The organism is Mesorhizobium sp. M0771 (assembly GCF_040320155.1).
GTDB lineage: Bacteria > Pseudomonadota > Alphaproteobacteria > Rhizobiales > Rhizobiaceae > Mesorhizobium.
In genome coordinates this window covers 693,796-706,653 of the sequence record NZ_JAMYPC010000001.1, presented here as the reverse complement: position 1 = coordinate 706,653, position 12,858 = coordinate 693,796, and the positions used below count along the sequence as shown (strand labels likewise).

The 12,858-nt window shown below is 61.6% G+C and carries 8 protein-coding genes; 4 read left to right on the top strand and 4 right to left on the bottom strand.

The annotated features are described in order from the left end of the window. Positions 1 to 148: 148 nt before the first annotated feature. From NKI05_RS03400 to NKI05_RS03385, 4 genes are all read left to right on the top strand, one after another. Entirely contained in the window at positions 149 to 1,942 is a 1,794-nt protein-coding gene (locus tag NKI05_RS03400; protein ID WP_023683170.1) for a PAS domain S-box protein, read from the top strand. Positions 1,943 to 2,134: 192 nt separating this feature from the next. Then, the gene (locus NKI05_RS03395; protein ID WP_023704064.1) at positions 2,135 to 2,428 is read left to right on the top strand and encodes a hypothetical protein; all 294 of its coding nucleotides are present in this window, start codon (positions 2,135 to 2,137) and stop codon (positions 2,426 to 2,428) included. A gap of 469 nt (positions 2,429 to 2,897) precedes the next feature. Next, on the top strand, positions 2,898 to 3,053 hold the full coding sequence (locus NKI05_RS03390) for a hypothetical protein (protein ID WP_156033724.1): 156 nt from the start codon (positions 2,898 to 2,900) through the stop codon (positions 3,051 to 3,053). 215 nt (positions 3,054 to 3,268) lie between these two features. Beyond that, the gene (locus NKI05_RS03385) at positions 3,269 to 7,795 is read left to right on the top strand and encodes an autotransporter outer membrane beta-barrel domain-containing protein (protein WP_352792174.1); all 4,527 of its coding nucleotides are present in this window, start codon (positions 3,269 to 3,271) and stop codon (positions 7,793 to 7,795) included. 161 nt (positions 7,796 to 7,956) lie between these two features. Here the strand turns inward: NKI05_RS03385 and NKI05_RS03380 are convergent, their stop codons facing one another. The 4 genes from NKI05_RS03380 to NKI05_RS03365 all read right to left on the bottom strand — a co-directional run bounded on the left by NKI05_RS03380 (position 7,957) and on the right by NKI05_RS03365 (position 12,753). Further along, positions 7,957 to 9,189 (bottom strand): MalY/PatB family protein, encoded by a 1,233-nt coding sequence (locus NKI05_RS03380; RefSeq protein WP_352666757.1) that lies wholly within the window; start codon positions 9,187 to 9,189, stop codon positions 7,957 to 7,959. A 49-nt stretch (positions 9,190 to 9,238) separates the two neighbouring features. Continuing rightward, complete coding sequence (locus NKI05_RS03375; RefSeq protein WP_502898753.1) at positions 9,239 to 10,363, bottom strand: amino acid ABC transporter permease; 1,125 nt, start codon at positions 10,361 to 10,363, stop codon at positions 9,239 to 9,241. A gap of 18 nt (positions 10,364 to 10,381) precedes the next feature. After that, entirely contained in the window at positions 10,382 to 11,569 is a 1,188-nt protein-coding gene (locus tag NKI05_RS03370; protein ID WP_023686476.1) for an amino acid ABC transporter permease, read from the bottom strand. A gap of 170 nt (positions 11,570 to 11,739) precedes the next feature. Next, complete coding sequence (locus NKI05_RS03365) at positions 11,740 to 12,753, bottom strand: amino acid ABC transporter substrate-binding protein (protein WP_023686475.1); 1,014 nt, start codon at positions 12,751 to 12,753, stop codon at positions 11,740 to 11,742. Between the last annotated feature and the right edge of the window lie 105 nt (positions 12,754 to 12,858).

Sequence of the window (12,858 nt, the reverse complement as noted above, 5' to 3'; positions counted from 1 at the left end):
TGATCGCACGTTTGTAGATGGAAGACGAGTCGAGGCTACGACCCTTTTAGGGTCCGGTTCCCGTACGCAGCGGGTCGAGACCGCGAGCAATGGGAACCAACTGATCCAAGCCGCATTATATTTGGTTGGACTGGACAAGGTGTTTGGGATGCATGAAGCAACACAGGCGAATGTTGTCGCCTTCGAAAACCCGGGGGTGTCCAGCAATGACGGTCTGGATTTCGATTACAAGGATTTCTTCGAAAACGGCGCCGTTGCCCTCCATCTGGTGAACGCAGACGGCGTAATCGTGCATGCCAACCAGGCTGAGCTCGACCTTCTCGGCTATCCCGCAGAGGACTACCTCGGTTGCCACATCGCCGAGTTCTATCCCGACCGGGACGTCATAGAGGACATTTTGGGTCGCCTTGCCAATGGCGAGAAGATCGTAAGATATCCGGCGCGATTGAGGGCCAGCGATGGATCGATCAAGCACGTCGAAGTCACCTCAAGCGGACATTTCCGGGACGGCAAGCTGATCAACACCCGGTGCTTCACGGTCGATGTAACCGACTTGGTGCACACCCGCTCGGAGCTCAGGCAGCATGACAGTACCTATCACCAGATACTCGACGGCCTACCCGTCGCCATCTACACGACCGATCAGGATGGGACGATCACCTACTACAACCGCGCCGCGGCCGATCTGGCAGGCAGGGAGCCTGAGGTCGGCAAGGATAAATGGTGTGTGACGTTCAAGCTGTTCAGTGCCGACGGCAAGGAATTGCCGCACGATGAATGCCCGATGGCCATCGCGCTCAAGGAGAACAGGCCGGTCCGCAATCAGCAAGCTGTTGCGCAGCGTCCCGATGGATCGTTTTTTCCGTTCCTGCCCTACCCGACACCGCTGCGGGACGAGCACGGCGCTCTGATTGGCGCCGTCAACATGCTGCTGGACCTGACGGACCGCCAGCGTGCCGAAGAAACCAGGCAGCACCTGTCAGCGATCGTGGAATCCTCATTTGACGCTATCGTCAGCAAGGATCTCAACACCATCATAAAAAGCTGGAACCACGGCGCCGAACGGCTTTTCGGCTATACCGCCGACGAAGCGATTGGCCGGTCGGTGACCATGCTGATCCCCGAAGACCATCAGGACGAGGAACCCCGCATCCTCCAACGCATTCGCCGCGGCGAGCGCGTCGAACCATTCGAAACGACCCGCCTGCGCAAGGATGGCAGCCTGGTTCCGGTTTCGCTGACGATATCGCCCGTGCGTAACGCAACCGGGCAGATCACCGGCGCATCGAAGATAGCGCGAGACATCACGTCGGCGAAGGAGAATGAATACCGCATCCGCATGCTGATGCGCGAGGTCAACCACCGGGTGAAAAACCAGTATTCGGTCATCCTGTCGATGATCCGGGAGACCAACAAGCGATCGGAGACGCCAAAACACTTTGAAACCCAGGTGCGCGAGCGCATCATGGCGTTGTCGCGATCTCACGACCTGCTTGTTTCGGCGGATTGGAAGGGTGCCACGATCAGCGACCTCTTGGCGGCCCAGGTCGAGCCTTTCCCGCGGGGGGATGTGATCGAAATGTCGGGCCCATCATTGGTGCTCAGTCCCAACGCAGTTCAGTATCTCGGGATTGCCTTCCACGAACTGGCGACCAACTCGGCCAAATACGGCGTGCTCTCAGGGGACAAGGGCCGGATTTCGGTCACATGGGGCATCACCGGTTCCGGTGCTTCGAGGCTCTTTCACCTCACCTGGGCCGAATCCGATGGTCCGCAGGTCCAGACTGTCGGACAAGGTGGCTTTGGAACCGTTGTGCTGAAGCGGGTTGCGCCCGCAGCGGTCAGTGGGCAGGGAATTCTCGAACACGGTCCGCATGGCATAACATGGAGCCTGGAAGCGCCTTTGGTTTCCGTGGCAGCTTCTGCCGACCATGAAGCTTAGAAGCAGGAAGCAGCCCTGCAACGAGCATTCGTCAATTGGAAGCCCTTGATGCGGCCTTTGCCGAGCGAAAACCCCGTTTCCGCTAAAGATCGCCAGAGCCATTGCTAAAGTCGGCAGAGCAAATCACCGGCAGAGGGCGCATTTCGTTGCACGGAACGGGACAGGACCGGCGTAGCCAGAGGCGAGGTAACTATGGACATCGACGAGTTCCGTGCGACCCTTCAGGGTGTAGAGCCCCCGGCGAATCTTGGGATGGCGCTCCACGCTCTATGGTGGGATAGACAGGGCGATTGGGAGCGGGCGCATGAGTGTGTGCAGGCCAACGAATCTGATCCGGCCTCTGTATGGGTTCATGCCTATCTGCACCGCAAAGAAGGCGACCTTTCTAATGCAGCCTACTGGTACCGCCGCGCCGGGCAGCCTGTGGCAACTGGCAAGCTAGACGCAGAGTGGGAGTCGATTACAGAATCACTTCTTGCAGGATAGTGAGGGTCGCCCAAGGGGCAGCCTAGCGCCTCATCGCCCCGTAGAGGCGAAACTCACCTCCGCCCGATGGGATCGGCTGGGCCCAGGAGGTCCGAACGTTTCCGCATAAATTCATGCAGCGAGATTGTTCTCGCGATTCCGTAAGGTCTCTGTTTAATAAGCTATATCTAATATTGACTATTTTCTGTCGCTCAAAAGTCGCAGACTTCATTTTACTGATCACCGTTAGCTTCTTGGTAGCTCTCACGACTATAAACTTCTTGCGGGCGAATAGCTTTCATGCTGCCTTCGCGCACTCAGGAATCAGGGAGCTTAGGCATGGCGGAGCGGATTGCGCGTGATGGGTTTTGGGTTTTGCATCTCGCGCGCTTGCCGCAAGTCGTGTCGCTTCGCTCCGGCACTTCCGCCTTGACGATCCTAACTGTTGCCCTTGCGCTGAGCGCCGCGCCGGCTCGGGCCGATGGCGGCAATGGTAGCAGCGCAGGCGCTGGACAAGGTGGCGTTGACGGCGCGCTCGCGAGTGCCACGGGTCAGAATGCCGCCAATGGCGCGACCGCTGGTGGCGGTGGTGGCGGCATTGACCTCACGACGGGTGACGGGGCGCCAGGAGGATCGGGAGCGGTAAGTGGGACAGCCAACAACCCAAATGGCGTTGCCGGTGCCACTGGTGCTACGGGTCTGGTCATCTCGACAGACGGGACCATTGCAACCAGCATCAGCGGCGGGGCCGGCGCTTTGGGCTCCCCTGGCACGAATGGCGTCGTCAGGAGCGGCGGCGGTGGCGGTGGCGGTGTGGGCGTCAGTGCCACGGCCGACGTTACAGTCACTGGCACAGGATCGGTGAGTGGTGGCACTGGCGGCCGAGGTGGGACCAATGGCAACAGCGGCAGCGGTGGTGGCGGCGTCGGCATATTCTCGTCCGCAAACGTGTTTGTAGAGGCGGGCGGCAGCGTTACCGGCGGCACGAGTCTTTCCACAATTGGGGTCCAAGCAGGTGGTGGCGGCGGCGCAGCTGCCATCGTCCTGATGGGCGGCGGGACAATCCAGAACAGCGGGAATCTGCTCGGGGGTGCCGGTGGAAGAACAGTTCTCGGCGGCGGTGGGGACGGTGGCGCCGCTGTTCTGCTGCTTTCAGGTGGAACCGTCATCAACAAGCTAGGTGCGACGATCGTTGGCGGCAGTGGCGGTCAGGGCTCCTTGGCAGGCGGCGATGGCGCCGCAGGGATCAAGGGCGCCAACATCGCGGTCATCAATGCGGGTACGATCAGCGGCGGTGCCGTCGGCACCGGTGGCGGAACGCCGGCAGCCGGCAAAGCCATCCAGTTCACCGGCGGCGTCAATTCGCTGGAGATTCAGGCCGGCTCCACCATCATAGGCAATGTGGTCGCTTTCAGCGCCGCGGATACATTCAAGCTGGGTGGCGATATCAGCGCCAGTTTCGGTGTGTCGCAGATCGGCGCTGGCGCCAAATATGACGGGTTTGGGTTCTACGAGAAAACCGGAAACAGCACCTGGACCCTAACGGGGACGACAACTGCCGTCACGCCTTGGACCTTGTCCGGCGGGACCCTGCAAATTTCGAGTGACAACAATCTGGGCGCCCTCTCGGGCGGCTTGACCTTCGACGGCGGCACGTTGCGCACGACCACCAGCTTCGCCACCAATCGCAATGTCCTGATCAATTCGACCGGCGGGTTCGACACGGTGGCAGGCACGCAGTTGGACGTGTCAGGCCAGGTGACCGGCACCGGCACACTGGTCAAGAGCGGCGCCGGCACGCTCAACGTCAGCAATTTGTCCAACAGCTATACGGGTGGCAACATCGTCAATGCAGGAACGCTTGCCGGCAACACCGTGGCGATCCGTGGCGACATCCTGGACAACGGCGCTGTCTCGTTTCTCGACCTCGGCCCCCACACCTTCGGCGGAAATATCTCCGGCTCGGGCAGCGTCGACATCGAAGGCTTCGGCACGCTGACGCTGACCGGTGCCAACACCCACAGCGGCGGCACCAAGGTCGGGACCGGCAAAAGCATCTCGGTCGCGTCGGACCAGAATCTGGGTGCCGCTACGGGCCTGCTGACACTCGACGGCGGCGAACTCGGCACGACAGCAAGCTTCGCCATGAGCCGCGATGTCAAGCTCACTTCCGCCTATGGCTACTTCCGCGCGGCGGCGGGTACGACGCTGACCGCGAATGGCGAGCTGAGCGGCGTGGGCGGCGTCTACAAGGAGGGCGCCGGCACCCTGGTGCTCAAGGGCGACAGTACCTATTCCGGCCGCACCACCGTCGACAGCGGCAAGCTTATCGTCGAGGGCTCGCTCGGCAGCACCGAAACGACGGTCAACAGCGGCGGCACGCTGGGCGGCTCCGGCTCGATCGGCGGCGCGGTGATCGTCGCCGATGGCGGTGTGCTGGCGCCGGGGTCCAGCCCTGGCACGCTTACGGTCGGATCGCTCAGCCTGAGCTCCGGTTCTATGCTCGACTACGAGCTCGGCCAGGCGGGCATTGTCGGCGGCGGTGTCAACGACCTGATCGAGGTGACCGGCGCGCTGACGCTGGACGGCAGCCTCAACATCACCGATGTCGGCGGCTTCGGGCCTGGCGTCTACCGGCTAATCAATTATGGCGGCGCACTCACCGACAATGGTCTCGAGCTCGGCAATCTGCCGGCCGGTGTCACGGCCGCCGACCTGACGGTGCAGACCTCCGTCGCCAACCAGGTCAATCTCGTCAGCAGCGTCGGCACCGACTTGCTCTTCTGGGATGGTGACGCGGCCGGCAATGCCAACAATGATCTGGTCGACGGCGGCAACGGCACGTGGACGGCGACAAGCCTGAACTGGACGACGAGCACCGGCCTGGTAACTGGCGCGATGAAGCCGCAGCCCGGCTTCGCCATCTTCCAGACGCTCGGCGGCACCGTCATCGCCGACGGCAGCGCCGGCGCGCTTGCGATTACGGGCATGCAATTCGCCGCCGATGGCTACCGCATCGAAGGCGACGCCATCACGCTTGATGGCGCTGGCGGCGAGAGCATCATTCGGGTCGGCGACGGCACGGTGGCCGGAGCAGGTTACACCGCCACCATCGCCTCCGTGCTAACCGGGACCAGCAGCCTGACCAAGACCGATGCGGGCACGCTGGTGCTGTCCGGCGCCAACACCTACACGGGCGGCACCACCGTCCTGGGCGGCGTGCTATCTGTTTCAGCCGACAACAATCTCGGCGTTGCCGCTGGCGGCCTGACGCTCTCCGGCGGGACGCTGCGCAACACAGCGGCGTTCAGCTCGGCGCGCGACGTCACGCTTTCGTCGGCCGGCGGCACCTTCGACACTGTGGCCGACCTGACCTTGTCCGGTGCGATCTCTGGCGCTGGCAGCCTTGCCAAGACCGGCGCCGGCACGCTGACGCTTACGGGAACGAACAGCTATGGCGGCAACACGTTGGTCAGCGCTGGCACGCTGGTCGGCGATGCAACCTCGATTCGTGGCGACATCGGCAATTCCGGCACTGTCGTGTTCGACCAGGCGGCGGACGCCAGCTTCGCCGGCGATATCTCCGGCACCGGCGCAATGATGAAGGATGGCGCCGGCGTGCTGACGCTGTCAGGCACGTCGCTGCTGGACTGGACCGTCAATCAAGGCGGCCTCGTCTCGGCGGCCGAGCGCTTCGGTGGCGATGTCGCGATCGGCGCCGGCGCCTCCTTCACATTCGACCAAGTCGCCTCCGCCAGCTATGCCGGCGTGCTCTCGGGCGCCGGTACGTTCATCAAGGACGGCCAAGGCACGCTGCTGCTTGCGTTGGACAACTCAGGCTTTACCGGCGCCACTGCGGTCAGCGGCGGCACGCTTGCCGCGGGCGCTGCGAACGCGTTCAGTTCCTCCTCGCAGTTTTCCGTCGCCTCGGGCGCCACGCTCGATCTTGCCGGCACGTCCCAGACGATTGCGGGGCTGAGCAACGCCGGAACGGTGCGCATCGCGGGTGGCGTCCCAGGCGACACACTTACCGTAAGCGGCGACTATGTCGGCAATAGCGGCGCCGTCGTTCTCAACGCTGCGCTCGGTGGTGACGGTTCGCCGACAGACATGCTGGTGATCGCCGGCAACACGTCAGGGACGGGTACCCTTCAGGTCGTCAATTTCGGCGGGTCGGGCGCCCAAACGGTCGGAGGCATCAAGATCGTCGACGTCGGCGGCGTCTCGAACGGCAGCTTCTCGCTCGACGGCAATTATACCTTCGAAGGCGATGCAGCGGTCGTCGCGGGCGCCTATGCCTACAGGCTTTACCAAGGCGGCGTCAGCACACCGGCCGATGGCGATTGGTATCTGCGCTCGGCCCTGGTCAACGGCGATCCCGATCCGCAGCCGCTCTATTCGCCCGGCGTGCCGCTGTACGAGGCCTATGAAGGGGTGCTGCAGGCGTTCAATGAACTGGGCACCATGCAGCAACGCATTGGCAATCGGTCGTGGGGCGAGGGTGCTACGCCGCAAGGTGCGGACCTGCCAGGCCAGGGCTCGGTCGACGGCAAGGCGATATGGGCGCGCATCGAAGCTGCCCATGCCGAGATCAAGCCGGAGACGTCGACCTCCGGCACGAACTATGATGTGACCACCTGGAAGCTGCAGGCCGGCGTCGATGGCCTGCTGCACGAAAGCGACGCCGGTACCCTGATCGGAGGGATTACGGCCCACTACGGAACCGCGTCGTCGGACGTCTCCTCGATCTTCGGGGCAGGGTCGATCGCTGCCACCGGCTACGGCGTCGGCAGCACGCTCACCTGGTTCGGCAGCGGTGGCTTCTACGTCGACGCGCAGGCCGAGGCGACATGGTATGACAGTGACATCCGGTCGGCCACGCTGGGCACCACGCTTGCGGACGGCAACAACGGTTTCGGCTACGGGCTGAGCATCGAGACCGGACAGAAGATCGCCCTCAACGGCAACTGGTCGCTGACGCCCCAAGCCCAGCTTGTCTATTCGTCGGTCGACTTCGACACGTTCACCGACCCGTTTGGCGCCGTCGTGTCGCCCGGCAGCAGCAACAGCCTCGTTGGCCGCCTCGGCCTCTCCGCGGACTATGAAGACCAGTGGGTGGACGAAGCGGGGCAGGTAAGCCGTACGCACATCTATGGGCTCGGCAACCTTTACTACGACTTCCTCGACGGAAATGATGTCGATGTGTCTGGCACGAAGCTGGTCAGCGAAAATCAGGCGCTGTGGGGCGGTGTCGGCCTTGGTGGCTCGTTGAGCTGGGCGGACGGCCGCTACGCAGTCTTCGGGGAAGGCACCGTGCGGACAAGTCTCAAGGATTTTGGCGACAGCCATGCCCTGGGCGCCAAGCTCGGGTTCGCTGTGAAATGGTAGCGGCGATCGAGATGGACATGTCGACCTTGGCTTGAGCGTCGTGTCCGGCACGGCTATGGAATCCGGACTAGCGGGCCACCCGGCTCGTCGGCCTCGGACGTTTCCTTACCGGCTGCCGGCATCAAGTACCAGGCTCGCATCCGAAGCACCCTGGCGCTCGATCACAGGGATGCCAGCGCGCTGGACATGCGCTCCAGCCCTTGGCGCAACAGAGCACGCGGGCAGCCGACATTCAGGCGAATGAAGCCTTCGCCGCCAGGCCCATAGACGCGGCCGTCATAGAGATTAACCCCGGCCCGATCGACAAAGAACTTCTGAATTCCACCCACTCGGCCATCGAGCGCGCACGCGTCCAACCACACCAGAAACGATGCGTCGGGCTGCATGGGCGTGATGCCTGGAAGGTGTTCACCGGCGAACTCGCAAACCAGATCGATGTTGCCGGCGATGTAGTGCGTGAGTTGGTCGAGCCATGGCGCGCCGCTGCTGTAAGCAACCTCCAAAGCCAGGCGGCCGAAAAAGTTCGCATTCACCATGAATGACGCCTGCATTGCGGCAAGAAGCGCCTCGCGGCGCTTTTTGCTGGCTACCGAAATGGTTGCCGAAGGAACCCCGGCAAGATTGAAAGTCTTCGTTGGAGCGGTGCAGATGAACGATTTCTCGGCAGCATCTTCCGAGATGGAGGAGAAGACGATGTGGGGGCGATCCGACAACCTTATGTCGCAGTGAATGTCGTCGGATATGACCAGGATGCCATGGCGCTCGCAGATGTCGTTGAGCGCCGCCAATTCTTCGAGGGTCCAGGCCATTCCGGCAGGGTTGTGAGGATTGCACAGCAGGAATGCCTTGGCACCGCCGGCCGCCAGTTTCTCGAAATCCTCCAGATCAAGTTCATATCTGTTGTTCTGCAGCCTCAGCCGGTTCGTAAGCAGAACCCGCCCGTTTCCCTGAACAACTTCGAAATAGGGCGAGTACACGGGCGACTGCACAATGACGCCGTCACCGGGCTTGGTGAAGGTTCGCAGTATCGCAGCCACGGACGGCATGATCGCCGGCGCGGGAAGCAAGGTCTCCAGTTTCGGCGACCAGTTGTGCCGGTGCGCGAACCACGATTGCACGATCTCATAGTGGCGCGGATCGCGGCGTGTGTAGCCGTAAATGCCATGCTCCGCAGCCTCGCGCAGTCGCGCGATGACGGTTTCCGGAGCGCGGAAGTCCATATCCGCCGTCCACAGCGACAGCAGGTCCTGGCCCTCGACCTGGGGAGAGAACTCGTCCCACTGGTTGGCCCATTTGACGGATCCGAACTGCCGACGGTCGTGGATCTGGTCGAAATCTATTCCCGCGATATGTCGCTGCCCATGCGCCGATGCGGGCGTGTCTGCACAAGCCATTTGATAGTCACCTTGCCGCGGGCATTGCTTGTGGCATCATCATCGCCTCCTAGGATTTGTGGCCACGCGCCAATTGGCGCTCCATAGATTGCGAGTAACGCGACATGCCGAAGCAAAAGCTCCAGTAGACCAACCCCGCAAAGAGGTAGCCGGTTGATGAGATCGTCGGGCCTGCCCAGTTCGGATCGACGCGCGCCGTTTCGACGGCCTTCAGGAAATCCGCGATGCCGACGATGGCGACCAGAGTCGTGTCTTTGAACAGACCGATGAAGGTCGAGACGATGCTCGGTATGACGATCGTCAACGCCTGAGGGAGGACGATCAGGCGCATCATGTCGAAGTAGCCGATCCCGAGCGCCTTGGCCGCTTCGTGTTGGCCCTTCGGGATCGCCTGAAGGCCGGCTCTCACGACCTCGGCCATATAGGCGGACGAGAACAACGCTATCGCGATGAGCGGGCGCAACAGTCGATCAGGCGTCAGATAATCCGGGACGAAGAGCGGCATCATGAAGTTCGCCATGAACAACACTGTGATAAACGGCACGCCGCGGACGACTTCGATGAACGTGACGCAAACCGTCTTGACGAAAGGGAGTTCCGACCTGCGTCCAAGCGCCAGGATAACCCCGATCGGAAGCGAGAAGACGATACCCACGATCGACATCAGCAACGTGATCAAGAGACCGCCCCAGAGCGTCGTATCGATGACAGGCAAATGAAGCCAGGCAACGCCGCGCACGAGAACGAACGCGGCCACGGGGTAGACGAGGAAGAACAGCAACGCCGCCACTTTGCGCCGCGGAGCCTTCGTCCACAGGAGCCAACCGATGAGGATGGCGCCGATCGCCTGCGCAAGGTCCACCCGCCACCGCTCGGAAACCGGATACGCGCCGTATCGCAGGTAGTCGAACTTCTCGGCGATGAAAGGCCAGCAAGCCCCCTGGCTGTTCGCACGGCAAGCTTCATGGCCGGCGCTCCAGACCGCGTTGAAGATCGCAAAGCTCAGGAAGTGATGCAGCAGCCACGTGGCGAGGAGGACAAAGCATATTGTCAGCGCGCCTGAAGACGGCGTCGAAAACAGGTTCTTTTTCATCCAGCTCACTGGACCCGGTCGAACGTCCGCGGGAGGCGCCATGGCTGGTATGAGCGCGCTGATCACAATTGGCGAACGCATGGACTGATCGCTCATCCGTCACCTTTCAACAATTGCAAAATGTTGGTTGCACGCGTTCATGACCAACGACGTGGCAAGGGAGATGACGAGATAGACCGACAGAGTAATCGCCATGACCTGGACGGCGGCTCCGGTCTGATTGAGCACCGTGCCGGCAAAGATCTGAACGAGGTCGGGATAGCCGATGAACACGGCAAGCGACGAGTTCTTGATGAGGTTGAGATACTGGCTTGTCAAAGGGGGAATGATGATGCGCAGCGCCTGGGGAACGACGACCAGACGAAGCGTCTTGCCCGGCGCCAGCCCCAACGCATGCGCAGCCTCGGTCTGGCCCTTTGGCACTGCCTGGATTCCACCTCGCACGATCTCGGCGATGTATGAACCGGTGTAGACCGACAGACCGATCAGGAGAGCGGCAAACTCCGGATAGAGCTGATGCCCGCCTTGAAAATTGAAACCCCGCAGCTGCGGAGCGACGAACGAGACCGGCTCGCCAGCCGCCAGGAAAAGGACCAACGGAAATCCTGTCAAGATCGCCAGACTGACCAGAAGCACCGGCAGCTGCTTGCCCGTCCGTCTCTGGACGCTCCTGGCGCGAAACCAGAATGCAACGCAGCAGGAAATGGCCGCAACGAATGCCAGGCCCACCAGACCCGCTCCCGGATGCAAATGAATCTCCGGAACGATGAGGCCGCGATTGTTGAGGTAGATGCCGCCGGGAATGGCGATGGACGCCTTCGGCGAGGGCAACGGCTTGAGGACGGCGTTGTACCAGAACAGCAGCTGCAGCAATAACGGAACATTGCGCACAAGCTCGACATAGGCGGTCGCCACCTTCGAAACGATCCAGTTCGGCGACAGGCGGGCAACGCCGATGACGAAGCCAAGCAAGGTCGCAAACAGGATTGCGAGGACACTGACGTAGAGGGTGTTGACCACTCCCACCCAGAACGCCTGACCGTAGCTGGACAATGCATCGTACGGTATCAGGGTTTGATTGATGTCGAAGCCGGCAGACTCATTCCAAAAGTCGAATGAGAGCGGAATCCCCCGGACCCGCATATTCGATGCAGTCTGCATGCCGATGCCCAGGGCCAAGGCCAGCAGGCAGCCGGCGAGCAAGAGCTGGTAGAAGATGCCCCGCACCTTCGTATCGTGCAGCGACAACCTCCTGCGCGACGGCGCGGGAAGCGACAAATGGGACATGGGCTGTTCCTATCGGGTCCGTGCAAGGCGCTGACGGTAACACGCCAGCGCCTTGCAACCATGCCTTTGCCTAAAGCGCGTCGCCATTGAACGGACTCAGGCGACGCGCTTTAGGGTCTTCGTTATGCATGTCGTGTCTCAAAACCGGGGCCATTTTTGAGCGACATGCGTTAGCGGATCGGCGGAGCGTATTGAACGCCGCCTTGGTTCCAGAGCGCGTTCATGCCGCGCTCCATTTTCAGCGGCGAATCCTTGCCGACATTGCGATCAAACACTTCGCCGTAATTGCCGACCTGCTTGATCACCTCGACCGGCCAGTTATCGCCGAGCCCGATGTCCTTGCCTATGCTGCCGTCCACGCCAAGCAAGCGGCGGATGCTGGGGTTGTCCGACGATTTCATGGCATCGACGTTCTTGGAGGTGACCCCGTATTCCTCCGCGGCCACCATGACGTAGAGCGTCCACTTCGCCACATTGAGCCACTGGTCGTCACCCTGCCGCACGGCCGGGCCAAGCGGCTCCTTGGAGATCAGCTCGGGAAGAACAATGCTGTCGTCCGGCTTGGCCATGCGAAGCCGCGACGCGTTCAAGGTGGAGGTGTCTGCGGACAAGACGTCGCAACGTCCCTCCTCATAAGCCTTCACTACAGCTTCCTCGTCTGCGAAACCAACCGTCGTGTACTTGATCGACTGCGAGCGAAAATAATCGGCAAGGTTCAACTCGGTCGTGGTGCCCTGGGTGACGCATATCGATGCGCCGTCAAGTCCCTTGGCTGACGTGATATTGTCCGCCTTGCGCACCATGAACCCCTGGCCGTCATAGAAATACGTGCCGGCAAACAGTATGCCTAGCGACGTATCGCGGGACGATGTCCAGGTTGCGTTGTGGGCGAGAATGTCGATCTCTCCCGACTGCAAGGCGGTGAAGCGATCCTTTGGCGTCAATGGGATGAACTTGACCTTTTGCGCGTCCCCGAGCACGGCAGCGGCCACGGCGCGACAATAATCGACGACAAATCCGGTCCATTTGCCTTCATTGTCGGGAAGGCTGAAGCCAGCCGTGGCCGAATTCGTGCCACAGGTCAGCACGCCATTTTTCTTGACATTATCGAGGGTTGCGGACCACGCCGAGGAGGCGGTGCACGCGATGGCGAGGGCAAGTAGGCCCTTGAACGTTGATCTCATTTCGGCATTCCCCTGTTATTGTTGAAGGGAATGTGCTCTCCAGCCCAAGTATTCGTCAAATCGATTGTTCTCATGGTGAAAATGAGCGCTGCTCATAGTTGCGAA